We start from the raw sequence: 25,481 nt of genomic DNA, 5'->3' as shown, positions 1-25,481 counted from the left end.
CGGATGACTATGGCGGTAGTGCTGAAGAACAGGATGCTGGGCGTTGAGGGGCTTCGGCCCTCGCGGTTCAATATCGCAGACGTGCGGGAAGAAGCCGATCAAATCCGCCGGCAGGGCCTCGCCGAGTTGGAGACGGCGCGGACCGAGGCGGCCAGGATCCTCGAACAGGCCAAGACGAAGGCGGAACAGCTCCAGGCGGAGGCCAAAGAGCAGGGCCGCAAGGCCGGGATCGAACAGGGGCTGGCCGAAGGACGCGAAGCGGGACAGAAGCGGGCCCTCGAAGAGAGCCGAAAGCAGCACGCGGAGCAGGCGGCTGAGCTCCGCAAATCGCTGGAGGACCTCCTGACGAAATTCGACCGCGAGCGCCACGAACTGGTGAGCCGGGCCTACCGCGACCTGCTCGCCCTGGCCCTGGCGATCGCGGAAAAGGTGATCCGGCGGACGGTGGAGCACGATCCGGAGGCGGTGCTGGCCTCCGTCCGGTCAGCGGTCGATCTGGTGGCATCGAGTCACCAGGTGGTCGTCCGCATGCACCCGGTGGACCTCGAGTCGCTGGAGCAACTCGATCCTCAGCATGCCGAGTTCCGCGCGGGAATGGAGAACGTCAAATTCGTTGCCGACCCGTCGGTGGAGCGGTTCGGCTGTCTGGTCCGGTCGGCGGGCGGCGAGGTGGATGGCCGCATCGCCACCCAGATCGAAATGATCGCCAAGCACCTGGTGCCGGGCATGGAGGCCAGAACGGAGGCCTGGAGCCGGGTTCCAGCGGTTCAGGAAGCACCCGATGCGCCGCCGCAGAGCGAGGATGATCCGACGGCATGACCACGATGTTCGCCCGACAACACGAACTGCTCGAGCAGATCAGCCCGTTCGGGCTGACCGGTGTGGTTACCGGCGTGGCGGGCCTGACGGTCACCGCGGACGATTTGCCGGTGCCGGTCGGGTCGCAGTGCCAGATCGTTCGGCGGACGGGGCGTCCGCTGCTGGGCGAGGTGGTCGGCTTCAAGGACAGCCAGACCGTCATCATGCCCTACGACGAACTGGTCGGTGTCGCCCGGGGAGATCGCGTTCGCTGCACGAGCAGTCTGCAGCACGTGCCGGTGGGCATGTCGATGCTGGGACGCGTGCTGGACGGGTTCGGGCAGCCGGTCGACGGCCTGGGCGAGATTTGCCCGCAGGATTACTACCCGTTGACCAATGCCGCCCCTTCGGCCACCACGCGGAAACGCATCACCGAGCCGCTGGGCACGGGCATCCGCGTGATCGATTCGCTGTTGACCTGCGGCAAGGGCCAGCGCATGGGCATCTTCGCCGGGCCGGGCGTGGGCAAGAGCATCCTGCTGGGCATGATTGCCCGGTACACTTCAGCCGACGTGATCGTGATCGGCCTGGTCGGCGAGCGGGGCAAGGAGGTTCGCGACTTCCTCGATCGCGATCTGACCGAAGAGGGGCGCAAGCGGGCGGTGGTCGTCGTCAGCACCTCGGACCAGTCGCCGGTGTTGCGTATCCGGGCGACCATGGCGGCGACGTCGATCGCCGAGTACTACCGCGACCAGGGGCTCAACGTGCTCTTGCTGGTTGACTCGCTGACCCGCTTGGCGATGGCCCAGCGGCAGATCGGGCTCGCCGCGGGCGAGCCGCCGGCGACCAAGGGCTATACGCCCAGCGTCTTTGCCATGCTGCCCAAACTCCTCGAACGGGCCGGGCAGTCGGATCAGGGTTCGATCACCGGCTTCTATACCGTGCTCGTCGAGGGTGACGATATTACCGAACCGGTCAGCGACGCGGTCCGCGGAATCCTCGACGGCCACGTCTGGCTGTCGCGGTCGCTGGCCAACCGCGGACACTATCCGGCGATCTCGGTGCTCGAAAGCGTCAGTCGCGTGATGCCGGACGTGGTGGACTCGCCGCACCGGGACGTGGCCTCGCGGATCAAGCGGCTGATCGCGATCTTCAACGACGTCGAGGACCTGGTCAACATCGGGGCCTACGTGCCGGGCAGCAATCCGGAGATCGATCTGGCGGTGCGAACGCACCCGGCCATCGACAACTTCGTGCGCCAGGGCATGCGGGACCGGGTGCTCTTTGGCCAGGCCAAAAAGGCGCTGCTCGAACTCAACGCAAAGATCGACCAGGAAGCCCAGAATGCCCACGGCAAGCGCAGCGGGTCGGCACAGCCGGCGGGAAAGGAATAGTCGATGGCGGCATTCAAATTCAGGCTGGAACCAATCCTCAAGCTTCGCAAGCTCCGCCAGGAGCAGCAGGAGCGGAAGGTTGCCCAGCGCGTCGCGCTGCTTGTCCGGGCCCGTGACCAACTGGCCGCCGTCGATCAGCAGATCGAGCAGCACTACGAGAGCATCCGTCAGACGGACCTGGTTGGAACGCTGAGTCCGGACCGCCTCATCGGCGACCGCCGTTACCTGAACCACCTGCACGTGGTGCGGCACACGGAAATGCAGTCGCTGGCCGGCGCCCAGAAGCTGGTGGACGAGGCGAAGCTGGAACTGGCCGAGGCCAAGAAGCAGACGGACATCATGGAAAAACTCAAGGAGCGGACCCGCGAGCGTTTCATGGCCGAGTTGCGGCGCAAGGAAACGCTGGCCCTGGACGACGTGGCGACGTCCAAGTACGCGTGGCGCCGCCAGATGGGCGATGAGGATACCGACGCATGAAACTGATCTACCACCTGCTGGCCCTGGTGTCGTTGGCGGTCGTGCTCGTGCTGAGCGGGCTGTTCGGCTATCTCGTGCTGTCCGGACGACTCAACGCTGATGTGGCGAACACCATCGCCGCGGTGCTGGCGGGTAAGGAGATGGTGGAGGTGGTTCACGAGGAGACGCCGACGACCCAGCCGGCGGCTGAGGCGCCGGCGATGGGGCTGGAACAGGTGGAGATGCGCTCGGCCATGCTCGACCGTCAACTCCGGGTGGTCGACGACCGGCTGACCCGCCTCAAGGACGCCGAACTCAAGCTCATCCGCGATCGCGAGGCGTTCCAGGACGAGCGAGGCCTCTTCGCCCGCCAGGTCGAACTCCAGCAGAAGGCCAACGAGGACGAGGGTTTCCGCCAGGCCCTGAGCATGTACACCCAGCTTCCGCCGGACCAGGTCAAAGAGGACTTTATGAAACTCGACCTGGAGATCGTGGTCCGCTATCTGATGAGCATGCCGAAGCGGAACCAGGCCAAGATCCTCCAGGAATTCGCCACGCCGGCTGAGCAGGAGAAGCGCCGGCAGATCACCGAACGGATACGCACCCAGGAAATCATCCTGAACGGGCAGAAGGACAGCGAGAGCATCTGACATGATGATCCAGGTTTCACCAAGAGAGTCGTTGACCGCTCAGAGCCCCGAACGGGGACGGTCGAGCGTGCAGCTGCAGAACGATGACGACTTCGCCCAGATGCTGGCCGGCGGGGCGGCGGGATCGGCTTCGCCGGATTCGCATCGCCTGGCCGCCGGCCAGGAGCGGGAGGGCGCCAAGTCGGATCGGGCGGAGGAACGTCCCGACGAGACCCGCGCGCGGGCCGAACGGACATCCGACGAGTCGCGAAACGATGGCGAGAGAGCGCGGACCGACGGGGCGAAGGGAACGGAGGCACCGGATCGGCAAGCGTCGGCGTCGGAGGGCGGCGCCGCGAATGATACTGGCGACGGCGTTCAAAAATCATCTGACTCCGGGCAGATGCAGGACGCCGGTTCCGACAAGGGCGTTGACGGCAGTAAAAACGGATTTTCCCCCGGGGCGAGCACGGAGGCCACCGTCAGCGCTCTCGCCAGTCAGCCGATGGCGGACTCACAGACCGCGGTTGAGGCGGGGCAGGAGGCCGCGCCGCCACGGTCCGAGGCGAAAGCCCCGGCTGTGAGTTCGGACAAGCCGCCCATCGAGAAACTGGCCGATCCGGCGACGGAGGCCCCGCTGGAACTGGAGACCGCCGCCAGGGCCGAAAAGCTGCAGGAGGCGACGCGGATCGCCGCCCGGGTGATCCCGGACCGGACGGCCATGATGGCCAACTGGCTGAACGCTGGCGATCGGCGGGTGGTATTCGAGACGGGCCTGGCCGAGCAGTTCCTCCGGGCCATGACCGACGAGTTCGACGGCTCGGGCTCGCGCAACAGCGGAGGCGACTCGGCTCCGCGAATGGCGCCGAACCTTGCCCTCAGCGGAACGGACGTCTCGGGCAGGACTTCCGCCGCGTCGTTCGGCCAATCGCTCGAGACCCTGGTCTCGCGTCAGGCGGACGCCTCGCAGGCGGGCCAGGCCAACATCGGCCGCATCCTGCACGTGATCCGCAGCAACGTCGGCGAACGCCAGAGCCAGTTGACGGTGCAACTCGACCCGCCGGAACTCGGACGTCTGAAGATCGACGTTCGCCTGGTCGACAACCAGATGCGGCTGAACATCGTGACCGAAACGCACGAGGCCAGGCAGGTGCTTTCCGAGCGGTTCGAGCAGCTGCGCAGCGCCCTCGAGAGCCAGGGCATCACGGTCAACCGTTTCGAAATCCAGACACGCGAGCCGCAGGCCCAGCACCCGCAGTGGCAGAACCCGCAGCACCAGCATGGCCAGCATAACCAGAATTTCGATTCGGGCCGGCAGGACCGCCAGCCACCGCAGCGGCAACAGGGACCGCAGGATGAAGCGGAGAGAACCGAGCCGGAAAGCCCGCGACCGACGATGACCGTCGGCCGGAGCCGGACCAATGTCAAAACAGTCAACATCGTCGCCTGACGGCGACCGGAGATGGAGGACGTTATGAGCACAATCAGTGGAGTTGGACAAACCGCGAACGCCGCGACCGGCACCGCGACGACGGGTTCGAAAGGCATGAAAATTGAGGATTTCCTGAAGATCATGATCCAGGAACTCCAGCAGCAGGATCCCTTCGAGCCCATGTCAAGCAAGGATCTGGTCAACCAGGTCGGTCAGATCCAGAACATCCAGAGCACGATGAGCCTGAGCGAAACGCTGGAAAACCTGTCGCTCAACCAGAGTCTCTCTGCCGCCTCGTCCATGATCGGCAAGGTCGTGGTCGGACTCGACGGGTCGGCCAACGAGGTCTCCGGCGTGGTCACCGCGGTGAAGGTCGAGGACCGAAAGGTCCACCTCGAACTTGACAGCGGCCAGCGCCTGTCGATGGACAACGTGATCCAGGTCAACGGCCAGACCGCAACCGGCGAAACCGCCTGATTTTTCAGAGAGGAACCTGAACGATGGGTATCACTTCGACGCTGTATTCGGCGCTCTCGGGCCTCAATGCCTCGCAGACCCGGCTCGACGTCAGCGGCAACAACATCGCCAACGTCAACACGGTGGCCTACAAGGGCTCGCGGGCCACGTTCCAGACCCAGTTGAGCCAGACCATGTCGTTCGGCACGCCGCCCGGCACGGCCAGCGGCGGCACCAACCCGATGCAGTTCGGCCTCGGCGTGAGCACCGGAGCCGTCGAACGAGACTTCGGCACCGGCTCGATCGAATTGACCGGAGTGAACACCGACGCCGCGATCCAGGGCAACGGCTTCTTCATGCTCCAGACCTCCGACGGCAGTCGCGTCTACACCCGCGACGGGGCGTTCAAGATCGACGCCAACCAGCGCCTCGTGAGCGCCGATGGAAACATGCTGCTCGGTTTCGCGGTGGATGAGAATTTCAACATCGCCCAGGGCACGCTTTCGGCCCTGACCATCCCGGTCGGCGGGCTGTCCATCGCCCAGGCGACCACTCAAGCCGGGTTCAAGGGCAACCTCGACGCCAGCGGGATTGTGGCCGCGGCGCCCGCGACCACCACCTCGCAGGCCCTCGTAATCGCCGGAGGCGCGGTGCCCGCCACCGGCAACACCGCCCTGACCGCGGTTGCCTCCGCCACCGCTCCGGGTGTGGCGCTGTTCGCCGCCGGCGATACGATCACCGTCGAGGCGACCAAGGGCGGACGGAACCTGGAGCCGGCCACCTTCACCGTCACCAACGGAAGCACCGCCGCTCTGGACTCCGGAGCCACCCTCGCCGAACTGACCGAATGGCTCGAAAGCGTCTGCGGGATCAACACCAGCACCGCCCAGAACCCGCCCGCGGGGATCAGCGTCAACGCCAACGGTGAGATTGAGATCGTCGGCAATCTCGGAGCCGACAGCGTGATCAATATTACCTCGATGACCGGCTCCGGCGGATCAGCCGTCACCTACGGCAGCGTCGAGATCGACGAGGACGTCCAGGGAGCCAGCGAGTTCACGAGCTTCCAGGTCTACGACTCCCTGGGCAACCCGGCCAACGTGGACATCACCTTCACGCTGATCGAAAAGACCAGCACCGGCAACACCTGGCGGTTCTACGCCGAGTCGCAGGACGACAGCGACCTTTCGCCGGTGGTCGGATCGGGCACCTTGACCTTTGATACCTCCGGAACCCTGGTCAGCACCACGAGCAATTCGGTCACCGTCAACCGGGCCGACCTGGGGGCTGTGGACCCGGTGGTGGTCTCGCTGGACTTCTCCAAACTCCAGGGACTCACGCCGCTCGGCGGCAATTCGACCGGTCCGCTGATGGACCAGCAAAACGGTTTCCCGATGGGCACGCTGAATGATTTCGCCATCGCCAATGATGGCCGCATTATCGGCACCTTCTCCAACGGTTTGACCCGGACCCTGGGGCAGGTGGTCCTGGCCACCTTCTCGAACCCCGGCGGACTGATCGCCCAGGGCGACAACGCGTTCGTGGCCGGGCCCAACTCGGGCGAGCCGGCACTGGTCACGCCGGGTGCGATGGGGGCCGGGAGCCTGATCGGCGGAGCATTGGAGCTGAGCAACGTGGACCTGACACGCGAGTTCATCAGCATGATCACCGCCACCACCGCGTTCAGCGCGTCGGGTCGGGTCATCAGCACCTCGCAGCAGCTCCTGAGCGAACTGCTCTCGATGGTGCGGTAACGAAAGTCAGCGCCCGATCCGGCCGATGGCGGTTATGGGACGGTAACGAAAGAACATGATTAAGGTTACGCGGCTGAACGGAAAGGAGATCGTGGTCAACGCCGAACTGATCCGGTTCGTCGAGCAGACGCCGGATACGTTGATCACGTTGACCAGCGGCGACCGCCTCCTGGTCCGCGAACCGATGGACGTGGTCGTCTCGCGGGCTATCGAGTACGCCCGGAGCATCCGCTGCAACTTCGGAACGTAACGCCGCGACAGGGAGTTGAACAATGGCCAAGGCTGAAGAGGAAAAGACCGCCGAAGCAACGCCGAAGAAGTCGAACAAGCTGGTCCTGGGCGGCGGGATCGTCGGCGGCATGCTGGTCTTCATGGTCGTCGGCGTGTTCGTGGGCATCAAGATCTTCGGACAAAGTCCCACCGAGGCCATGGGCATCGAGATCGTCGAGCAGCACGGCGAGGGCGAGCACCCGGAGAGCCAGGAGACGGCCGAGATCCCCATCGCCAAAATCCGCTGTCCGCACACCAACACCAACCGCCTTTACGTGATCGAGATGGAAGTCCACGCCCTGGTGCCTAAGCACCTGCTCGGCGGCGAAGGTGAAGGCGGCGGCCACGGCGGACACGGCGGCGAAGCGGCGGGCGGCGGCATCGAAGAGGAAATCAAGCACCACGAAGCCACCATCCGCGACCGCATGCGGACGATCATCGCCGGGGCCGACGCCGGCGCCCTGGGTCTGGCCAGGACCGACAAGCCCGACTACGGCCTTTCGACCCTCCGGCGCCAGTTCAAAGGCGTGCTTGAAGAACTGATTGGAAAAGGGAAGATCCAGGACGTTTTGATTGCCCATTACATGCCCACCCCCATCGATTAGGGAGGCCGAAAGAGGAACTCATGTCGCCGGAAGAACCCAAAAAGGACAAGCCGGTTCAATCCGCCGAACCGTCGGCGGCCGAACCGAAGCCGTCTTCGCCCGCCGCTGAGAGTCAAGCCGCCGGGCTTCCCGATCTGGCCAAGGAACTGGCCGCTGCGCAAGCTGGCAAGCCCGCCGCCGCGACCTCGGTCGACCTGCTTCAGGACGTCGAACTGGACGTCAAGATCGAGCTGGGCCGCACCCGCATGCTCGTCGAGGACGTATTGCGGCTTGGCGAAGGTTCGATCGTCGAGATCGACAAGCTGGCGGGTGATCCCGTCGATATCTACGTCAACGAGCGGTTGGTGGCTCGCGGGGAAGTCCTTGTGCTCAACGACAACTTCTGCGTGCGGGTCAGTCAGATCGTCGCCGACCAGACCCCTTGATCGATCGCCGGACGCCTCAAGGGGCGAATACCGCATGTTCACAACTCAATAGTGACCCACAGCCGTCAAAGGATACAGCCAGGCCATGTTTCTTCGCCGGAACGGAAAACTGCGCTTCCTGCTCGTGATTATCGGACTGAGTCTCTTCTGTCCCGCTCTGCCATGCGCGGGACAGGAGACCTCCAGCGCCAACAACCCCGCCTCGCTCGATGAACCGGGCGTCGAGGACAGCCCGATCAAAGGGTCGGAGGAATTCCGGTCCGGCGAACGGAACGACGAGAAGGGCGGTTTCAGCGCCTTCAGCGGAACGCTGTGGGCCGCCCTGGCCCTGGTGCTCGTGCTCATCGTGGTCGCTCTGGCGGTGATCCGTAAGGCCTACCCGGGAGCCAGGATGTTTTCATCGTTGGCCGCCGTCCAGGTTCTCGGACGAACCTACCTTTCGCCCAAACAGGCCTTGGCCATGGTCAAGGTCGGCCGAAAACTCGTCCTGATTGGCCTGAGCGAGCAGAGTGTCAGCCATCTCCTGACCGTCTCCGATCCCGACGAAGTCGCCCAGTTGCTCAGCCAGATTGAGCAGGGACGCTCGACCAGTGTCACCGCCGGCTTCATGGGCCTGTTCTCCGGTGAGCGGGCGAGGTTCGAAGAGGAGGACTCCGAGCCCGATCCGTCCGATAAAAACCGCGAAAACAGCAAAGAAAATGAAGAAGAAAGTGTTTTGGAGTTGAAATCCGAGCTGAATTCGTTGATAAATAAGATCAACCGTCTCAAGGGCATTGGAGGCCAGCGCTAAGCCATGGAAGGCATCGTCTCTGATGGTTGTTCCGTCCGCCGCTCGCGAAGGGGTTTTGTGCTTCCGATCGCGGTGGCGGTTCTTGCGCTGGCCGCTTCGGCGTGGGGACAGACCGCCGGAGGCGAAGGGGCCTACATCCCCGACATCCGCCAGGTGATTCCGCCGGTCAAAGACGGCACGGGCATGTCCACCGCGCTCCAGATCCTGTTCCTCCTGACCGTCCTGTCACTAGCGCCGGCCATCCTCGTAATGGTCACCTGCTTCACCCGCATCATCGTCGTGCTCGCGCTGCTCCGCCAGGCCCTGGCCACTCAGCAGCTTCCGCCCAACCAGGTCCTGATCGGGCTGGCCCTGTTTATGACCTTCATGGTGATGGCGCCGACCTGGTACCGCGTTCAGCAGGACGCCCTCACGCCTTACCTCGAAAACCAACTCGACCAGGGCCAGGCCCTGACCAACGCCCTGGGCCCGATCCGCGAGTTCATGATCCGCCAGATCGAGGCGACCAACAACGAGCAGGACGTCTTCATGTTCCTCGCCCGGACCGGCAACCCGGAAGTGGAGCGCTGGCGCGACGTGCCGACCAGCGTCCTGGTGCCGGCGTTCGTGACCAGCGAACTGAAGACCGCATTCGTGATCGGGTTCCGCGTCTATCTGCCGTTCCTGGTCATCGACATGGTGATCGCCGCCGTGCTGATCTCGATGGGCATGCTCATGCTGCCCCCGATGCTCATATCGCTACCGTTCAAGCTGTTGCTCTTCGTGCTGGTCGACGGCTGGCATCTGGTGGTGGGCAGCCTGCTGTCCAGTTTCGCCTAGCCGTCGTCCGCAACCAGTCAAGATCGAGGGAAGGAAGATGACGATCACGGTACCGGAAGCGCTGGACCTGGCGCGATACGCCATGATGGTGACGCTCCAGATGGCCGCTCCGATCCTCCTGATCGGTATGTTCGTCGGTCTGTTGATCAGCCTGCTCCAGGCGGTCACCCAGATCCAGGAGCAGACCCTCAGCTTCATTCCCAAGATGCTGGCGATGGCCGCCGCGGTGGTCGTCTTCGCCCCGTGGATATCAAGCCGGATGATGGAGTTCGCCCGGGACATGCTCGGCAACGTCTCAGCGGGACACTGACATGGACGAGAGTCTCAAAGCGCTGACCGCACTGCTGAACCTGCCGCTGCTGGCCATGGTGATGGCCCGCATCGGCGGATTGGTGGCGTTCGCCCCGTTCTTCGGCAGCGCGAGCATCCCGGTACAGATCCGGGCCTTGCTGACCGGCGTGATTTCCCTGGTCGTGCTGCCGTTTCTCGATCCGTCGGCGATCGTCATCCCGAACCAGCCGGCCGTGCTGATCGCCGCCGTCGTCTCGGAGTTGATGATCGGCCTGGTCTTCGGGTTCGCCATCCTGGCCCTATTCTCGGCCTTGGAACTGGCGGGTCTGATGATCGGCCAACAGATGGGCATCGCCATGGCCCAGGTCTTCGACCCGCTGTTCAATGAGGAGACCTCGGTGCTCGGGCAGCTCTTCTTCTGGCTGGCCACGATCATCTTCCTCGTGATCGGCGGCCACCACGCCCTGCTTGGCGCGGTCATCAAAAGCTTTGCCACGCTGCCGGCCGGCAGCTTCATGATCGGCGAAGACGGCCTTGTGCTGCTCAGCGGCATCGTGCAGGTTGCCTTCGTAGTGGCCATACAGGTCTCGGCCCCGGTGATCGTGACCATTTTCCTGGCCACTCTGGCCCTGGGCTTTGTCGCCCGGACCGTTCCGCAGCTCAACATCCTTTCCGTGGGTTTTCCGCTGCGGGCGGTGATGGGTTTTCTACTGACGGTGGTGAGCCTCGGCGCCGGAATCGACATATTCATGCGGATGTTCGATGACGTGTTCCTCAAGGTCCACCGGTTGTTCGGGTTCTAGCGGCAGGAGAAATCAGTGCCTCCGGAAGACGCAGGCGAAAAGACCGAAGCCCCAACCCCACGACGGCGCCAGCAGGCCCGCGAGCGGGGACAGGTCGCCAAGTCGCAGGACCTGACCGCGGCGGTGGCTCTTCTCGGGGCGATGGCGGCGCTGAAGATCGCCGCGCCCGGTCTGCTCCACGATCTGGCGGGACTGATGCAGCTGCTGCTGGGGTATCGCGGACCCGATCTGGTGTCGATCGACTCGATGATGACCTTCGGCGAGTTCGCCGCCCACGTCCTGGTCTGGACGGCCGGGCCGCTGTGCCTGGCCTTCTTGTTTGTCGCCCTGATCGTCACCCTCGGGCAGGTGGGGCTGCTCTTTACCTTCCACCCGCTCAAGCCGGATATCCAGAAGATCGATCCGATCTCCGGTTTCGGCAAGATTTTCTCGATGCAGTCGCTGATGCGGCTGCTGATCAGCGTGTTCAAGGTGCTGGTGATCGGAACGGTGGCGTTCCTGACCATCCAGTCGTGGCTGCCACAGATCGTGGCCATGAGCAGCTTGGACTTCCTGCAGATCATCAGCCTCTCGGGCGACCTGATGTACTCGCTCGGCGTGAGGCTGGCGGCGGCCCTTCTGGTACTGGCCATCATCGATTACATCTACCAGAAATACCGCCACGAGCAGAGCCTGCGGATGACCAAGCAGGAGGTCAAGGAGGAAATGCGGCGTCAGGAAGGCGACCCGCTGGTCCGCGAACGCCGCCGTCGCGTGGCCCGTCAGCTCGCCATGCAGCGGATGCAGATGGCCGTGCCCAGGGCCGACGTGGTGGTGACCAACCCGACGGAACTGGCCATCGCCCTCAAGTACGATCCGGACACCATGTCAGCCCCGAAGGTGGTGGCCAAGGGCGCGGGCTTCGTGGCCCAGCGGATACGCAAAATTGCCATCGAGCACGGCGTGCCGATCGTCGAGCGCAAGCCGCTCGCCCAAGCGATCTTCAAGACGTGCGAAGTCGGCCAGGAAATCCCGCCCACCTTCTACAAGGCGGTGGCTGAGATCCTGGCCTATGTCTACGAACTTTCCGGTAGATCGACGGCCAAGGCGGCTGCGGCCCGGGCGGCGGCTACGTAAACCACAGGCGATAGGAACCGACGACACACATGGCGACAGCGGCGTTCGACAAAATCCCGGTGATCGGAGTGCTGCACCGGCACCGCGGTCTGCTGCTGCCGCTGGGCGCGACGTCGCTGGTGCTGGTCATCCTGATCCCACTTCCTCCGGCCCTGATGGACGTGCTGCTTTCGACCAACATCACGGTGGGCGCGGTCATCCTGTTGACTACGATCTACGTCGTGCACCCTCTGGAGTTCTCATCGTTCCCTTCGCTGCTGCTGGCCATGACCCTGTTTCGCCTGGTGCTCAATACCGCCAGCACGCGGTTGATCCTCACCGCCGGCGAACGGTCGGGCAGCGCCGCTGAGGCCACCGCGGCCGCCGGCCACGTGATCCAGGCCTTCGGCAACTTCGTCGCCGGCGGCTCGCTGGCGGTTGGATTGATCATCTTCATCATCCTCGTCGTGATCCAGTTCGTGGTGATCACTAAAGGCGCCACCCGCATCAGCGAGGTCGCCGCCCGGTTTACCTTGGACGGCATGCCCGGCAAGCAGATGGCGATCGACGCCGACCTGAACGCCGGCCTGATCGACGAGCCCGAGGCCAGACGCCGCCGCGAGGCGATTACCCGCGAAGCCGACTTCTACGGGGCCATGGACGGTGCCTCCAAATTCGTCCGCGGCGACGCCGTCGCGGGCATCATCATCACTCTGGTCAACATTCTCGGCGGCCTCTACGTGGGCATGGTCGAGTACGGATGGGACGTCCGCCAGTGCATGGAGACCTTCACCAAGCTGACCATCGGCGACGGCCTGGTCACCCAGATTCCCGCGTTCATCATCTCCATCGCCGCCGGCCTGATCGTTACCCGTTCGACCGCCACCAGCAGCCTTGGTGAGGACCTGCTCGGCCAGTTGACCGCCAAGCCGGTGGCCTTGGCCATCGCCGCCGGTTTCCTCGGCATGCTCGCCCTCACCCCGCTGCCCAAACTCCCGCTGCTCATGCTTGGCGGCTCCTGCGCCGGGTTGGCCTGGCTGCTGGCCCGAACCAAGAAGGTGGAAGTCGCCCGCCAGGCCGCAGCCGTCGCCAAGGCCAAACCGGAGACCAGACAGGAGCCCGTCGAGACGCTCCTGAACGTCGATCCGATGGAGCTGGAAGTCGGCTACGGCCTGATCCGCCTCGTCGACAAGTCCCAGGGTGGCGACCTGCTGGACCGAATCAGCATGATCCGCCGCCAGATGGCCATCGAACTGGGCCTGATCATCCCGCCCATCCGCATCCGCGACAACATGCAGCTCGACGCCAACGACTACGCGATCAAGCTTCGCGGCGTTGAGATCGCCCGCGGCTCAGCCTTCCCCGGCCAGTTCCTCGCCATCGACTCCGGCGCCGTCCGCGAACGGATCGGCGGCGAACCGACCCAGGAGCCTGCCTTCGGACTGCCCGCCGTCTGGATCACCGAAGCCGATCGCGCCCGCGCCGAACGCAACAACTACACCGTCGTCCCCGCCAGTTCGGTCATCGCTACCCATCTGACCGACGTCATCAAACGCCACGCGTGCGAACTGGTGACCCGCGACGAGGCCCGCAAGCTGCTCGACGGCCTCAAGGAGAAATGCCCCGCCGTCATCGAGGAGGTCGTCGGCCCGGTCCTGAAGCTCGGCGACGTCCAGAAGGTTCTCCAGAACCTCCTCCGCGAGCGGGTCCCGATCCGCGACCTCCAGACCATCCTCGAAACCCTCGGCGACTGGGGCAACAAGACCAAGGACCTTGAGATACTCACCGAGTACGTCCGCAACGCCCTCGCCCGGACCATCTGCGCCCAGGTCCAGGACCGCGACAACACCGTCAACTGCCTGACCCTCGACCCGGCCCTCGAAGACACCGTCAACGCCCACGTCGAACGCACCGACGCCGGCTCCTATCTGACCCTGCCGCCCAGCCAGACCAACGCCATCGTCGCCGCCGTACGGGAGGAGGTCGACAAGCACTCCGCGGTCCAGCAGATGATCCTCCTCTGCTCCCCGCAAATTCGTCTCCATTTACGCCGATTAATCGAATCGGCGCTTCCAAATACACCCGTTTTGGCGTTTAATGAGATCGTACGCGACGTGCAGTTGAAGTCCCACGGCGTGGTATCCATGAATGTGAGCGCAGCGACATGAAGCTAAAGACCTACCAGGCGGACTCCATGGCTGACGCCCTCGCCCAGGTGCGGCGCGAACTGGGACGCGACGCGGTCATCCTCAACACCCGTACGGTCAAGAAGGGCGGACTTCTGGGACTGGGAGCCCGGCGCGTGGTCGAGATCACCGCCGGCGCCGGCGTCAACGTCCTGCCGCCCGGCGTCCGCAAAACCGTATTGGCCGGGCGGACCGACGAGGCCGTTCCCGCATCGCCCGCGGTCGCCGCTCCGGCCATGCCGCCGGCCGCGTCGTCCGACGCCGTTCAGCTCAAGCAGGAGATCGAGGCGGTCAAGCAGATGGTCCGCGAACTGGTGGACCAGCAGCGGCGGTCCCAGACGCCCAATGTGCCCGAAGAACTCTTCTCAATGTACCTGGGCCTGGTCAACCAGGAAGTTGCTCAGGAACTCGCCGACGGCATCGCCCGTCAGGTCCATGACGAGTTGACGTCCGAGCAGCTTCGCGACGAGGGACTGGTTCGCGCCGCCATCTCCCGTTGCGTCGAAAAGATGATCCCCGATCCCGAGCCGATCACCGCCGGCCAGCCGGGCAAGCCCCGCGTCATCGCCTTCGTCGGACCTACCGGCGTCGGCAAAACCACCACCATCGCCAAGCTTGCCGCCAACTTCCGCCTTCGCGAAAACAGATCGGTCGCCCTGATCACCATCGACACCTACCGCATCGCCGCCGTCGATCAGCTTCGGACCTACGCCAACATCATCAACATTCCGCTTCGCGTGGTCCTCTCGCCCGACGAACTGCGGTCGGCCATCGAGTCGTTCAAGCAGCAGCACCACCTGATCCTCATCGACACCGCCGGCCGAAGCCAGAACGACCGGATCAAGCTCCAGGAGCTCAAGTCGTTTCTCGACGCCGCCTCGCCCGACGAGGTCCACCTGGTGCTCTCGAGCACCTCCAGCCACGCCACCCTCCAGGCGAGCATCAACCAGTTCTCGCCTCTGGGTATTCACAAGGTCGTCTTCACCAAGCTCGACGAGGCGGTCGGGGTCGGCATGCTCCTGAATGTCGTCCGCAAGCTCGACCGCTCAATCTCCTACCTGACCACCGGACAGAATGTCCCGGACGACATCGAGTTGGGCAGCGGCAAACGGCTGGCCAAGCTCATTCTCGACCAGTGTACGGAATTCGGATCGCCCGGCGGCTCGGGCGAACCCTTGACCCCGCAGGCGCAAACCTGACGGAGATATTCGGATGCTTAACGATCAGGCAGCCAAACTCAGGGAAATGATGCGAAACCTGCCCGCCAGGGCCAGGATCATCACCGTCGCCTCGGGCAAGGGCGGCGTCGGCAAGACCGTCACCTCGATCAACCTCGGCATCTGTCTGGCCGCCAGCGGCAAGCGCGTCATCCTCGTGGACGCGGACCTGGGTCTGGCCAACGTGGATGTCCTGCTCAACGTTAACAGCCGGTACAACATCCACCACGTGCTCCACAACGAGGTCGAACTCGACCAGATCATCCACACCGTCGCGGGCGGCCTTCAGGTCGTGGTGGGGGGGTCCGGGCTGGCTGGACTGGCCAACCTCTCCGAGTTCGAACGCCACCGCCTGGTTCAGGTGTTATCGGACCTCCAGTCCCAGGCTGACCTCGTTATTTTCGATACCGCAGCGGGTATCAACCGCAATGTCATGACCTTCGTCGATCTGGCCGATCTGGTCCTGGTGGTGACGACTCCGGAACCCGCGGCCATTACCGACGCCTACGCCATGATCAAAACCGCCGTTCAGGATGGCGCCTCGGGACACATCTCGGTCCTCATGAACCGCGTTTCCAGCCGGCTGGAGGCCCGTACCTGCCAGCAGCGGCTCGCCCAGGTCGCCAAGAAGTTTCTCAACCTGACCCTCTACGACGCCGGATACGTCGTCGAGGATGGCGCGGTCGTACAGGCGGTCAAAAAACGCCGCCCGTTCGTCCTGGAGTATCCCAAGTCGCAGGCGAGCTACTGCCTGATGAACCTGGCCGCCAAGCTCGCCCGCAACGTCAACGTGCCCGCCCAGAAGGTCGGGTTCTTTCGAAAGGTGGCCAGCCTGTTCTCGTAACGCAAGGAAGCGTAGGGAAGCATGATCGTCAGGATGACGTCAGGATCGTTGGGGTTGTTGGCCTTCTCGGCCGCCATCATGGCCGGCCTCTGGGCCGGCAACGACATGACCACCATTCTCCGCCGGGCTTGGTGGGCCTTGATCCTGTTCGTCGTGCTCGGGGCCGTCCTCGGATGGCTGGCCCAGATCGCGATCAACGAATACCTCGAAATGCAGTCCAAACAGGAGGACGCAGCGGCCGCGGACGACATGAAACCGGCCAGTGCCGCCGACGGCGGCAAAAAGTAAACCACGGATTGGTTTTACAGCAAGACCCACAGTCTCACGGAGGATGACTTATGAAACAGACGGCGACCGTAGCGGAGAAGGATGCCAACATCGACCAGGTCTGGCGGGAGTATCGCGCCACCGGCAGCGTGGATCTGCGAAACCGGCTCATCGAGAACTACCTCCCCCTGGTCAAGTACAACGCCGAACGCGTCTGGGCCAAACTGCCCAACGAGGTCGATCTCGATGACCTGATCAGTTCCGGCATTCTCGGCCTGATCGACGCCATCGAGGCCTTCGACCTTGATCGCGGCGTCAAGTTCTCCACCTATTGTTCCCAGCGGATCTGCGGGGCCATTCTCGACGAGCTCCGCGAACGCGACTGGGTCCCGCGGATCGTCCGCAACCGCATGCGCCGCGTCGATCACGCGGTCAAGGCCCTTCAGGCCGAACTCGGCCGCCTGCCCACCGACCAGGAACTCTGCGCGCGGATGAACCTCTCGCGCGAGGAGTTCGACCGCGTCATCAACGATACCACCAGCACCACGTTCATCAGCCTCTCCCGCCCGCGCAACGAGGCCGACAGCCACAAGGACCTCCGCGAAATCGACGTCCTCGAAGACCGCCGTTCCGACGACCCGGTCGTCGAAATGCAGAAGAAGGACGTCAAGGAGCTGATCATGCGCGGCCTCTCGCGGACCGAACGCCTGATCATCCTCCTCTACTACTACGAAGAAATGACCATGAAGGAAATCGGCAAGACCCTCGACCTCTCCGAATCACGCGTCAGCCAGATGCACTCGGCCATCGTCAAAAGGCTCAAGCAGCACCTCCTCGATCGCCGAAGAGAATTCGAGACCGAAATTCCCGCGGGTGGGGAGGAGCTTGACGAGGAATAGATCCGTCGCCGGATCCAAGGGAGGCCCCCGATGTCCGGAATACCTCCAGCCAATCTCGTGACCGGAGTGGTCGCCGCTACGGTCAGCCAGAAGCAGCGGGCCGAAGAGAAGACCGTCGAAGAACGCCGGCGGAAAGAGGAACTCAGGGAGCAGGCCAGCGCCTCCGACCAGCAGGAACACCAGGTCGAAGACACCCTCGAGACCGAAGGCACCCGCGTTCGCCGCCACGACGAGGAGGAATCGCACCAGCAGGGGCGGCACAAACACCAGGCCATGCCCGAGGACGGCAACGGCCAGGATCCCGACGATCAGGCCGAAGCCAACGCCCACATTGACATCGAAGCCTGAACGCGGCCCGTCATTTTCAGGGGAAGATGAAGCGCCGGCGCCGGACGAACCGATTGGGCGTTTGGCGCGGATGATCTCCGTGATCTCCGCTGACTCTCCACAGGGGAAAACCGCCGCCTTCCTTACGCCACCTCGAGCACACGCTGCTTGCGGCACGCGCGGTCGACCGCGGGCAGGAAGTAGTCGCGGGCGACCACGTCCCAGTTCATCTTACTGGCCATCTGGTAGCCGGTCTCGATGAGCTTTTCCATGTGGGCGTTGTCGCGAGGCAGCGTGCGGAGGATCTGCTCGGCGATCCGCCGGGCCACCCGCTGCTCGACGTGGTTCCGCTTGGTCTGGTCGATCCGCAGCAACTCCTCGATCTCCGCCGCGGGTTCGTCCAGGTCCGTGTAGTCCGTGATGATCACGTTTTCCGGCAGCTCGTCGCCCGACACGTCATGCAGGAAGCCGACATTGCCGCAGACGTTGCTCTCGACGCAGATCCCGCCGAAGGTCAGCGGCTCGAGCATGGCGATGCCGAATGGCTCGTAGACCGACTGGCCGAACTCCAGGTCGGTGCCGCGGCGGATGTCGATGAACTCCATGTCCGCTGGCATCCGCAAGCCGCAGCTCTGCTGGTCGAAGCCGAACTGGTTGATGAACAGCACCTTCAGGTTCCGGGCCTTGGCGTTGAATTCCTGAATGCCCGCGTACAACGCCGCTTCGCCGCCCGAGAGGTCCGGAGCGGTCTCACGATGCGCCACCGGCCACCGCCACCATCGCTCCATGTGCAGAATGTCGTCGCGCCGACGCCGCGGCAGTTCAGTCGAGAGCATGTAGAGAATCGCGCTCTTATTCTGCTGGCGGAAGGCCCGCTCGATGTGTTCGAGAATCCGAAGGTCGCGCCACAGCCCCTTGCTGACCGTCAGACGCGAGACGTGGCTGAACACGTAGTCCGGCCGGTAGTCCAGCAGGATTTCGCAATACCGCTGAAGCTTGGCCTTGCTCAAGAGCCGCTGCTTCATGTCGCTCTTGCTGGCCGGAATGCCGTTATAGCACAGCTCGATATCGACGTGCTCGAACTCCGGACCCAGGAATCGCAACTCCTTGAGCACGTAGTCGCCGACCGCCAGAATGTTGTCGCAGTACTTGCTCGCGCTGACCAGCGCGTGCTTGAAGTAGTGGTCCTGCGGACCGAAGACGTCCTCGAGGAACAGGTCGTCGCGCCGGGCCGCCCGCAGCACGTTGTAGAACATCGTGTCGTGCCCGGGATGGTCCTCGACGATCTTGCGAATCGTGGCCACCTCGTGGGCGTAGAACATGGTGCGGTAGTTGGGTCGCGAACTGGCGATCGCGCCCAGCGCGGTCGGCATGCCCATGAACTCGTGGGCGGTGATCACGCAATGGCCGTCCTGCGGCACGCCGCCCACCGCCTCGATCGCCGCCAGGGCCGACGGGGCGAGTTTCACCCACTGCTCGTAGTCCCAGCTGTTCTCGTAACGGATCGAGTCGATCCCGAAAACCTCCCACAGCTTGGCCTTGAACTCGTTGGTCTTCCGGGAGTCGGCCCGCGACAGGTCGATCAGAATGACCTCCGGGCTGACCCGCAGCCCGGTGTCGAAGTTCACGAACGTCCGCCGGCCGTAGACGATCCCCACGTTGTGCTCCAGTTCCACGCTCCGGAATTTCAGAGCCCACTCGTTGCGGATGTGGCCGTCCACCGAGCTGTAGAGCACCTCGCCGCCGCGACCCAGCCGGGTCTGCATTGGCCCTTCGGTCGTGAAAAGCGGGCAGACCAGGATGCTGCGGTCCACCGCCTTGTTGTACGCGGCGCTGGTCAGCAATCCCTCCAGCACCGCGCCGATGCCGCCGATCTTCTCTACCGCTTCGTGGGTCACGTGGACGACGGTCCGCATATCTCCTCCTTATGGGCGCTTTTGTCTATGTTACTGCCGCACCAGGACTTTCGGGCAAGCCGCCAGCCGCGATGTCCGGGTACATGGCATTTGTTCTATCGGCCGCTTGTTAATCGGACGTTAAGTAATCCTAGGCCTGATACGGCCGGTTTTCCCGCTGCACCTCGTCCGATAACTACCGGTCAGGCTTTATCAATGCTGGGATCGCGATTGTGGAAAACCTGTGCACGCAAGCCCCTGTTTCTGTGCTGCCGATGCGCCCGGCGATCCCGGCAGTACGGCCACGGCCTCCCACACGACGATCAACGATCAAGTGTCGCTGAATAATCGGTTTACAAACGTCCTGGCGGGTGCTATACTATCAAGACTTTTGGCCGTGCTGGCGGTATGTCCGCTTGCGGCCGCAGTATCAGCGATGGCAAATAGGCCGCCGGCGCGTGGCTGGCGGACGTTACATTTTACCTTTTTAAACGTTTAGGTGGCAAGGATTTATGGTCGATCACAACATCATCAAAGACATTGACCTCAACGAGGAGGAACTGGAGAAGGCCCTCAGCGAAGCGCTGGGCACGCAGGACTTCGGCAGCGGTCTGGACAAGGCGGTGGACAAGACCATCACCAGCTTCAAACCGGGAACCATCCTGCCCGGCCGGATCATCGAGGTGGTTGGGGACAGTGTCATCATCGACATCGGCTTTAAGAGCGAGGGCGTCGTCCCGCTGCATGAGTTCGAGGAACCCAGCGAGATCGACCCCGGCGATAAGATCGAGGTCTACCTGGAGACGGTCGAGGACGACACCGGCATGGTCGCCCTCTCCAAGCGCAAAGCCGACCGCATCCGCGGCTGGGAACGCATCATCGAAACCTGCAAGGAAGGCGACCAGGTGACCGGCAAGGTCATGCGGAAGATCAAGTCGGGCCTGCTGGTGGACATCGGCGTGCCCGTGTTCCTGCCCGCCAGCCAGGTCGATATCCGCCGCCCGGTGGACATCGGCGAGTACGTCGGCCAGAGCATCGAGGCCAAGATCATCAAGATCGATCCGGCCCAGCGGAACATCGTGATCTCCCGCCGGCGACTCATCGAAGAAGAGCGGGCCGAGGCCAAGGCCAAGCTGCTCTCCGAACTCGAGATCGGGCAGATCCGCAAGGGCGTGGTCAAGAACATCGCCGACTTCGGCGTCTTCGTCGACCTCGGTGGCATGGACGGCCTGCTGCACGTGACCGACATGAGCTGGGACCGCATCGGCCATCCCACCGAGATGGTCAAGATCGACCAGGATATCGAGGTCATGGTCCTCGGCTTCGATCTCGAAAAGGAAAAAGTGGCCCTGGGTCTCAAGCAGCTCTCCGAGGATCCGTGGTCGCGAATCGAGGACAAGTATCCGATCAACTCCCGCGTCCAGGGCGAGGTGGTCAACATCACCTCCTACGGCGCGTTCGTCAAGATCGAGCCGGGCGTGGAAGGCCTGGTTCACATCAGCGAGATGAGCTGGACCAAGCGGATCAACCACCCCAGCGAACTGGTCAACGTTGGCGACACCATCGACGTGGTTGTGCTCGACGTCAACAAGGACAAGAAGGAAATCTCGCTGGGCATCAAGCAGGTCGAGACCAACCCGTGGGAACTGGTCGCCGACAAGTACCCGCCGAACACCGTGGTCGAGGGCACCGTCCGCAACCTGACCACCTACGGCGCCTTCATCGAACTGGAAGAAGGTATCGACGGCCTGCTGCACGTCTCGGACATGAGCTGGACCAAGAAGGTTACCCATCCCAGCGAAGTGGTCAAGAAGAACGACCGCATCAAGTGCGTCGTGCTCGGCGTGGACAAGGAAAAGATGCGCCTCTCACTGGGCGTTAAGCAGTTGACCGAGGACCCGTGGCTCCACGCCGTGCCGTCCCGCTACATCCCCGGCCAGATCGTCAAGGGCGTGGTCACCAAGATCACCAACTTCGGCGTCTTCGTCGAGCTCGAACCGGGCCTCGAAGGGCTCCTGCACGTCAGCGAAATCGCCGACCACAAGGTCGAGAACCCGCAGGAAGAACTCAAGATCGGCGACGAGATCGAGGTCAAGATTCTCCGGGTCGACACCCAGGACCGCAAGATCGGGCTGTCCAAGAAGCGGGCCGAGTGGGCCAGCGAAGAAGGCCAGGATACCGGCGGTCGCGAAGAGCCGGCCCCGCGCGAGCTGCGCGGCGGTCTGGACTCCGGCGGCGGCTTCATCGGCCTCAATCGCGTCCAGGTTCCCTTGAGGAAGCAGGAAAACCAGGAGAACGAGGAGAATTAGTAAACCCTGAGGCTTCAGCGGAATGGACAATTCGGAAAAATCGGCGGCCGGCGAAGGATCCCTTTCGCCGGCCGCTTTACGTTTCGCCCCGACCGGTACCGTCGCGACCCTTGCGGTCGATCGCCTTTCCGGGCATAATGACGGTGGCCAGACCATAACGCCGACCTTCCCATTTGCCGATAGACAACATGAGCAGCGGACATCAGTCTGGAAGACCCGAGATTATAGGACCATGTGAATGGATAAAAAGATGCTCGCCCCGGAAGAGGGGTTGGAAGTCTACCTCCGCCAGATCAACGAAACCGCCCTCCTGACCGCCGACGAGGAGAAGGAACTGGCGACCCAGCTTCGCAATTCCGATAACGATCTGGCCTGGCAGGCCCGCGACCGCATGGTCCGGGCCAACCTGCGCCTCGTGGTCAACATCGCCAAAAACTACTCCGGACGCGGCGTGCCCATCTCGGACCTCATCGAGGAAGGCAACCTCGGACTGCTCCGCGCGGTCGAAGGCTACGACCCGCAGCAGGGCTCGCGGTTCAGCACCTACGCCAGTTGGTGGATCAAGCAGGCTATCCGCCGGGCCCTGATCGGAGCGGGCCAACCCGTACACATCCCAGCCTACATGGCTGAGGAAATCTCACGCTGGCGACAGAAGGCGTCCGAGCTGGAACACCTCAAGGGCCGACCCGCGATTCCCGAGGAGATCCGCAAGGACCTCAAGATGCCGGCCAAGCGGGCCAAGGCCGTACAGGAGGCCATCGTTGCCCTTTCCAGCGGCGGCACAGCCGGTTTCGGCGACGAGCAGATGGACCTCAGCGAAATCCTCGTCGACACCCGCGTCGGCAGCCCCGAAGAGAAATTGTTTGACGAAACCGAGCGGCAGGTTGTAAAAGAACTCTTGGACCAGCTTGACGAGCGAGAGGCGCGGATCGTCCAACTCCGCTACGGCCTGATCGAAGAGAAGTCCCTCACCCTCAAGGAGGTCGGACAGCGGGTGGGACTGACACGCGAACGGGTCCGCCAGCTCGAACGACAAGCTCTGTCAAAACTCGAACTCTATGTCCAGGAGGAGCTCGGCTGACATGCAAAGCTGCCGCGATTATCTCGCCGGTTTCATTCGCGACGTTCCCGACTTTCCAAAACCCGGTATCATCTTCAAGGATATCACGCCCCTGTTGGGCGACGCCGCGGCTCTGGCCTTGGCGGTCGAGCTGCTGGCCCACCGGTTCCGAGGCCAGCACGTGGACCTGGTGGTGGGTGCCGAGTCCCGCGGATTCATCTTCGGCATCGCCGTCGCCCAGGCCCTCTCAGCCGGGTTTGTGCCCATCCGCAAACCCAAAAAGCTCCCGGCCAAAACACACGCCGTTACCTACGATCTCGAGTACGGCACCGACAGTCTCGAAATTCACGCCGATGCGGTCAAGCCCGGTCAGCGGGTGGTCATGATCGACGACCTGCTCGCCACCGGCGGGACCATGAAGGCCTCATGTGACCTGGTCAAGGAGCTTGGCGCCGATATCGTGGGCGTGGCTGTGCTCATCGAGCTGGCCTTCCTCCACGGCCGAGACAAGCTCAACGACTACGACGTGTTCAGCGTCATCCGCTACGACTAGCGCCTTTGGAGGGCTTGCGCCGGCATGAAGGCCCTCGTTTTCGACGGGACGTTGCGCTTCGATCCCAACCATCCGGACCCGCAGCCGGGATCCGGCGAAGTCCTCGTCAAGGTCATTCAGGCCGGCATCTGCGCCACCGACCTTGAGATCGTCAAAGGCTACATGGATTTCTGCGGTGTGCCCGGCCACGAGTTCGTCGGAACCGTCGTCGAAGGGTCCGCACCGCTGGCCGGACGGCGAGTGGTCGGCGAGATCAACTGCCCCTGCCGTCGGTGTGACATGTGCAGCCGATCCCTTCCCAACCACTGCCGCAACCGGACCGTTCTCGGCATCGCCGGACGCGACGGCGCGTTCGCTGAGTATCTGTCTCTTCCCGCCGACAACCTCCATGTTTTGCCCGACCGCGTCTCCGACGATCAGGCGGTGTTCATCGAGCCGCTCGCCGCCGCGTTCCAGGTCACGCGCCAGCATGCCTTCAGCGGCAATGAAAAGGTCGCCGTTCTCGGGCCCGGACGGCTGGGCCTGCTCGTCGCCCAGGTGCTCGCCCCTCGGGTCGGCGAACTGCACCTTTTCGGTCGTAGTCTCAGTAAGCAGGATCTCGCCCGGCAACTCGGACTTCAAATCCAGCGCATCGACGAGGCGACGCCGCGCCAAGTTTTCGACGTCGCCGTCGATTGCACCGGCCATCCGGAAGGCCTTGCCGTCGCCCAGGACCTCGTCCGGCCGCGAGGAACCGTTATCCTCAAGAGCACCTTCGCTGGAAACATCGGTCCCAACCTCGCCCTCACCGTCATCAACGAGATCACCATCATCGGCAGTCGATGCGGACCCTTCGCACCGGCCATCGAAGCTCTCGAAGAAGGATGTGTTCGTGTCGAGCCGATGATCAGCCGACGATTCGCGATCCAGGATGGCGTCGAGGCCTTCACCCTTGCCCAGCGACCCGGGAGCATCAAGGTTCTGTTGGAGATGGAGCGGACTTGAGATGGCCTGTACGCAGCTGACGTTCCCGATCTTCGAGCGATTCGACCGGTTGATCCACGCGATCACCACGACGCGATTTGACGGCGACGATCCGTTCAATCTTGCCGACCATGTCGGCCCGGCTGCGGATCGGGCCATCGAGCGTCGCCGCCTGCTCTGCCGAAGACTCGGACTCGATTTCAGCAAGCTCACCGTCGCCGAGCAGGTCCATCACGGCCGGGTCGCGTGTGTGGACGCCGCGAACGTCGGCAGGGGGGCGGAAGGCCGCAGCGACACCATCGCCGGCTGCGACGGTTTGGTCACCGCTGAAGTATACACGCCCCTGCTGACCCTCTCAGCCGACTGCCCGCTCGTCCTGATCTACGACCCGCGCCGGCACGCGATCGCCAATGTCCACGCCTCATGGCGGGCTTTGGCTGATCGGATTTTGACCAACGCGGTTGGCCTCATGTCCGAGCGATTCGGCTGCCAATCTGCCGATCTGGTTGCCGCGGTAGGGCCCTCCGCCGGTCCGTGCTGCTACCAGGTCGGCGACGACTTGGTTCAGCAGCTTCCCGACGACCTGCGCCCGTTCGCCTCGTCCGAACCGCGACGTTTCGACCTCTGGAACGCCTGCCGCCGTCAGCTCACCGGCGCGGGCCTGTCCGACGCCAACATCCAGACCATCGACCTGTGCACCATCTGCGACGACCGTTTCTTCTCCTATCGCCGCCAGGGCTCGGATACTGGCCGTTTCGCTCTCCTGGCCGCACTTGGACGCTGATTGAAGTGATGTGATAGGCAGGCCCGCGTCATACCGCGGAGGTCAACCGTCTTGACGATTTGCCCTGTCGCTTCCGAAACCGCGGCCCGCTTCCCCCTCAAGCAGCACCTGCATCTTCTCCATCGCCTTGGCCTCGATCTGGCGGACCCGCTCCTTCGAG

General features: G+C 63.7%; 27 protein-coding genes. 26 read left to right on the top strand and 1 reads right to left on the bottom strand.

Features of this window, described 5'->3' with window-relative positions; translation table 11 throughout:
• The first annotated feature begins 9 nt into the window (after nt 1–9).
• The 21 genes from GXY33_11425 (at nt 10) to GXY33_11325 (ending at nt 17,778) form a co-directional block, all read left to right on the top strand.
• Complete coding sequence (locus GXY33_11425) at nt 10–819, top strand: hypothetical protein (GenBank protein ID NLX05743.1); 810 nt, start codon at nt 10–12, stop codon at nt 817–819.
• Nucleotides 816–2,192 carry a FliI/YscN family ATPase gene (locus tag GXY33_11420; GenBank protein ID NLX05742.1) on the top strand — a complete coding sequence of 459 codons (1,377 nt, stop codon included), beginning with the start codon at nt 816–818 and terminating at the stop codon, nt 2,190–2,192. The genes GXY33_11425 and GXY33_11420 overlap by 4 nt, the downstream gene beginning before the upstream one ends.
• 3 nt (nt 2,193–2,195) lie before the next feature.
• A complete protein-coding gene (gene fliJ, locus GXY33_11415; protein ID NLX05741.1) occupies nt 2,196–2,669 on the top strand; it encodes a flagellar export protein FliJ in 474 nt (157 codons plus the stop codon).
• The gene (locus tag GXY33_11410) at nt 2,666–3,298 is read left to right on the top strand and encodes a hypothetical protein (GenBank protein ID NLX05740.1); all 633 of its coding nucleotides are present in this window, start codon (nt 2,666–2,668) and stop codon (nt 3,296–3,298) included. Before fliJ ends, GXY33_11410 begins: the two co-directional genes overlap by 4 nt.
• A gap of 67 nt (nt 3,299–3,365) precedes the next feature.
• Nucleotides 3,366–4,727, top strand: coding sequence for a hypothetical protein (locus tag GXY33_11405; GenBank protein ID NLX05739.1), 1,362 nt, complete (start codon nt 3,366–3,368; stop codon nt 4,725–4,727).
• A gap of 24 nt (nt 4,728–4,751) precedes the next feature.
• Entirely contained in the window at nt 4,752–5,186 is a 435-nt protein-coding gene (locus GXY33_11400) for a hypothetical protein (protein ID NLX05738.1), read from the top strand.
• Between the two features lie 23 nt (nt 5,187–5,209).
• Nucleotides 5,210–6,919 carry a flagellar hook-basal body complex protein gene (locus GXY33_11395; GenBank protein ID NLX05737.1) on the top strand — a complete coding sequence of 570 codons (1,710 nt, stop codon included), beginning with the start codon at nt 5,210–5,212 and terminating at the stop codon, nt 6,917–6,919.
• A 55-nt stretch (nt 6,920–6,974) separates the two neighbouring features.
• Nucleotides 6,975–7,169: a flagellar FlbD family protein gene (locus tag GXY33_11390; GenBank protein NLX05736.1), complete on the top strand. Its 195-nt coding sequence runs from the start codon at nt 6,975–6,977 to the stop codon at nt 7,167–7,169.
• A 22-nt stretch (nt 7,170–7,191) separates the two neighbouring features.
• On the top strand, nt 7,192–7,794 hold the full coding sequence (locus GXY33_11385) for a hypothetical protein (protein NLX05735.1): 603 nt from the start codon (nt 7,192–7,194) through the stop codon (nt 7,792–7,794).
• A gap of 20 nt (nt 7,795–7,814) precedes the next feature.
• Complete coding sequence (gene fliN / locus GXY33_11380) at nt 7,815–8,219, top strand: flagellar motor switch protein FliN (protein ID NLX05734.1); 405 nt, start codon at nt 7,815–7,817, stop codon at nt 8,217–8,219.
• Between the two features lie 85 nt (nt 8,220–8,304).
• Nucleotides 8,305–9,009, top strand: a complete 705-nt coding sequence (locus GXY33_11375; GenBank protein ID NLX05733.1) for a flagellar biosynthetic protein FliO — start codon at nt 8,305–8,307, stop codon at nt 9,007–9,009.
• Between the two features lie 3 nt (nt 9,010–9,012).
• Nucleotides 9,013–9,828 carry a flagellar type III secretion system pore protein FliP gene (fliP, locus tag GXY33_11370; protein NLX05732.1) on the top strand — a complete coding sequence of 272 codons (816 nt, stop codon included), beginning with the start codon at nt 9,013–9,015 and terminating at the stop codon, nt 9,826–9,828.
• Between the two features lie 37 nt (nt 9,829–9,865).
• Nucleotides 9,866–10,138: a flagellar biosynthesis protein FliQ gene (gene fliQ, locus GXY33_11365; GenBank protein NLX05731.1), complete on the top strand. Its 273-nt coding sequence runs from the start codon at nt 9,866–9,868 to the stop codon at nt 10,136–10,138.
• A gap of 1 nt (nt 10,139) precedes the next feature.
• Nucleotides 10,140–10,922 carry a flagellar biosynthetic protein FliR gene (gene fliR, locus GXY33_11360; protein ID NLX05730.1) on the top strand — a complete coding sequence of 261 codons (783 nt, stop codon included), beginning with the start codon at nt 10,140–10,142 and terminating at the stop codon, nt 10,920–10,922.
• Between the two features lie 15 nt (nt 10,923–10,937).
• Nucleotides 10,938–12,038 (top strand): flagellar biosynthesis protein FlhB, encoded by a 1,101-nt coding sequence (gene flhB, locus GXY33_11355; GenBank protein NLX05729.1) that lies wholly within the window; start codon nt 10,938–10,940, stop codon nt 12,036–12,038.
• Nucleotides 12,039–12,067: 29 nt separating this feature from the next.
• Entirely contained in the window at nt 12,068–14,185 is a 2,118-nt protein-coding gene (flhA, locus tag GXY33_11350; protein NLX05728.1) for a flagellar biosynthesis protein FlhA, read from the top strand.
• On the top strand, nt 14,182–15,402 hold the full coding sequence (gene flhF, locus GXY33_11345; protein ID NLX05727.1) for a flagellar biosynthesis protein FlhF: 1,221 nt from the start codon (nt 14,182–14,184) through the stop codon (nt 15,400–15,402). Before flhA ends, flhF begins: the two co-directional genes overlap by 4 nt.
• 13 nt (nt 15,403–15,415) lie before the next feature.
• Nucleotides 15,416–16,264, top strand: a complete 849-nt coding sequence (locus tag GXY33_11340; protein ID NLX05726.1) for a MinD/ParA family protein — start codon at nt 15,416–15,418, stop codon at nt 16,262–16,264.
• A 21-nt stretch (nt 16,265–16,285) separates the two neighbouring features.
• Nucleotides 16,286–16,552, top strand: a complete 267-nt coding sequence (locus tag GXY33_11335; GenBank protein NLX05725.1) for a hypothetical protein — start codon at nt 16,286–16,288, stop codon at nt 16,550–16,552.
• A 50-nt stretch (nt 16,553–16,602) separates the two neighbouring features.
• Complete coding sequence (locus GXY33_11330; protein NLX05724.1) at nt 16,603–17,430, top strand: FliA/WhiG family RNA polymerase sigma factor; 828 nt, start codon at nt 16,603–16,605, stop codon at nt 17,428–17,430.
• Nucleotides 17,431–17,460: 30 nt separating this feature from the next.
• Entirely contained in the window at nt 17,461–17,778 is a 318-nt protein-coding gene (locus GXY33_11325) for a hypothetical protein (protein NLX05723.1), read from the top strand.
• Between the two features lie 122 nt (nt 17,779–17,900).
• Here GXY33_11325 and GXY33_11320 read toward each other — a convergent pair whose 3' ends face one another.
• Nucleotides 17,901–19,673, bottom strand: a complete 1,773-nt coding sequence (locus GXY33_11320) for a hypothetical protein (GenBank protein NLX05722.1) — start codon at nt 19,671–19,673, stop codon at nt 17,901–17,903.
• Between the two features lie 491 nt (nt 19,674–20,164).
• Between GXY33_11320 and GXY33_11315 the strand changes: the two genes are divergently transcribed.
• From GXY33_11315 to GXY33_11295, 5 genes are all read left to right on the top strand, one after another.
• Nucleotides 20,165–21,961 (top strand): 30S ribosomal protein S1, encoded by a 1,797-nt coding sequence (locus tag GXY33_11315; protein ID NLX05721.1) that lies wholly within the window; start codon nt 20,165–20,167, stop codon nt 21,959–21,961.
• 238 nt (nt 21,962–22,199) lie between these two features.
• Complete coding sequence (locus tag GXY33_11310) at nt 22,200–23,042, top strand: RNA polymerase sigma factor RpoD/SigA (protein ID NLX05720.1); 843 nt, start codon at nt 22,200–22,202, stop codon at nt 23,040–23,042.
• 1 nt (nt 23,043) lies between these two features.
• Nucleotides 23,044–23,574, top strand: coding sequence for an adenine phosphoribosyltransferase (locus GXY33_11305; GenBank protein NLX05719.1), 531 nt, complete (start codon nt 23,044–23,046; stop codon nt 23,572–23,574).
• A 24-nt stretch (nt 23,575–23,598) separates the two neighbouring features.
• Nucleotides 23,599–24,558, top strand: coding sequence for an alcohol dehydrogenase catalytic domain-containing protein (locus tag GXY33_11300; protein ID NLX05718.1), 960 nt, complete (start codon nt 23,599–23,601; stop codon nt 24,556–24,558).
• A gap of 1 nt (nt 24,559) precedes the next feature.
• Nucleotides 24,560–25,321 carry a polyphenol oxidase family protein gene (locus GXY33_11295; protein ID NLX05717.1) on the top strand — a complete coding sequence of 254 codons (762 nt, stop codon included), beginning with the start codon at nt 24,560–24,562 and terminating at the stop codon, nt 25,319–25,321.
• Nucleotides 25,322–25,481: the final 160 nt, after the last annotated feature.

It is taken from the genome of Phycisphaerae bacterium, from assembly GCA_012729815.1.
In the GTDB taxonomy this organism is placed as follows: Bacteria; Planctomycetota; Phycisphaerae; order JAAYCJ01; family JAAYCJ01; genus JAAYCJ01.
The sequence above is the reverse complement of the archived record's forward strand: the minus strand, read 5'-3'. Positions and strand labels throughout refer to the sequence as shown.

What these genes read in the sequence shown, in the direction of transcription:
- GXY33_11425 (NLX05743.1), top strand. Translation starts at nt 10, where the DNA reads ATGGCGGTAGTGCTGAAGAACAGGATGCTGGGCGTTGAGGGGCTTCGG.
- GXY33_11420 (NLX05742.1), top strand. Translation starts at nt 816, where the DNA reads ATGACCACGATGTTCGCCCGACAACACGAACTGCTCGAGCAGATCAGC.
- fliJ (NLX05741.1), top strand. Translation starts at nt 2,196, where the DNA reads ATGGCGGCATTCAAATTCAGGCTGGAACCAATCCTCAAGCTTCGCAAG.
- GXY33_11410 (NLX05740.1), top strand. Translation starts at nt 2,666, where the DNA reads ATGAAACTGATCTACCACCTGCTGGCCCTGGTGTCGTTGGCGGTCGTG.
- GXY33_11400 (NLX05738.1), top strand. Translation starts at nt 4,752, where the DNA reads ATGAGCACAATCAGTGGAGTTGGACAAACCGCGAACGCCGCGACCGGC.
- GXY33_11395 (NLX05737.1), top strand. Translation starts at nt 5,210, where the DNA reads ATGGGTATCACTTCGACGCTGTATTCGGCGCTCTCGGGCCTCAATGCC.
- GXY33_11390 (NLX05736.1), top strand. Translation starts at nt 6,975, where the DNA reads ATGATTAAGGTTACGCGGCTGAACGGAAAGGAGATCGTGGTCAACGCC.
- GXY33_11385 (NLX05735.1), top strand. Translation starts at nt 7,192, where the DNA reads ATGGCCAAGGCTGAAGAGGAAAAGACCGCCGAAGCAACGCCGAAGAAG.
- fliN (NLX05734.1), top strand. Translation starts at nt 7,815, where the DNA reads ATGTCGCCGGAAGAACCCAAAAAGGACAAGCCGGTTCAATCCGCCGAA.
- GXY33_11375 (NLX05733.1), top strand. Translation starts at nt 8,305, where the DNA reads ATGTTTCTTCGCCGGAACGGAAAACTGCGCTTCCTGCTCGTGATTATC.
- fliP (NLX05732.1), top strand. Translation starts at nt 9,013, where the DNA reads ATGGAAGGCATCGTCTCTGATGGTTGTTCCGTCCGCCGCTCGCGAAGG.
- fliQ (NLX05731.1), top strand. Translation starts at nt 9,866, where the DNA reads ATGACGATCACGGTACCGGAAGCGCTGGACCTGGCGCGATACGCCATG.
- fliR (NLX05730.1), top strand. Translation starts at nt 10,140, where the DNA reads ATGGACGAGAGTCTCAAAGCGCTGACCGCACTGCTGAACCTGCCGCTG.
- flhA (NLX05728.1), top strand. Translation starts at nt 12,068, where the DNA reads ATGGCGACAGCGGCGTTCGACAAAATCCCGGTGATCGGAGTGCTGCAC.
- flhF (NLX05727.1), top strand. Translation starts at nt 14,182, where the DNA reads ATGAAGCTAAAGACCTACCAGGCGGACTCCATGGCTGACGCCCTCGCC.
- GXY33_11340 (NLX05726.1), top strand. Translation starts at nt 15,416, where the DNA reads ATGCTTAACGATCAGGCAGCCAAACTCAGGGAAATGATGCGAAACCTG.
- GXY33_11335 (NLX05725.1), top strand. Translation starts at nt 16,286, where the DNA reads ATGATCGTCAGGATGACGTCAGGATCGTTGGGGTTGTTGGCCTTCTCG.
- GXY33_11330 (NLX05724.1), top strand. Translation starts at nt 16,603, where the DNA reads ATGAAACAGACGGCGACCGTAGCGGAGAAGGATGCCAACATCGACCAG.
- GXY33_11325 (NLX05723.1), top strand. Translation starts at nt 17,461, where the DNA reads ATGTCCGGAATACCTCCAGCCAATCTCGTGACCGGAGTGGTCGCCGCT.
- GXY33_11320 (NLX05722.1), bottom strand. Translation starts at nt 19,673, where the DNA reads ATGCGGACCGTCGTCCACGTGACCCACGAAGCGGTAGAGAAGATCGGC.
- GXY33_11315 (NLX05721.1), top strand. Translation starts at nt 20,165, where the DNA reads ATGGTCGATCACAACATCATCAAAGACATTGACCTCAACGAGGAGGAA.
- GXY33_11310 (NLX05720.1), top strand. Translation starts at nt 22,200, where the DNA reads ATGGATAAAAAGATGCTCGCCCCGGAAGAGGGGTTGGAAGTCTACCTC.
- GXY33_11305 (NLX05719.1), top strand. Translation starts at nt 23,044, where the DNA reads ATGCAAAGCTGCCGCGATTATCTCGCCGGTTTCATTCGCGACGTTCCC.
- GXY33_11300 (NLX05718.1), top strand. Translation starts at nt 23,599, where the DNA reads ATGAAGGCCCTCGTTTTCGACGGGACGTTGCGCTTCGATCCCAACCAT.
- GXY33_11295 (NLX05717.1), top strand. Translation starts at nt 24,560, where the DNA reads ATGGCCTGTACGCAGCTGACGTTCCCGATCTTCGAGCGATTCGACCGG.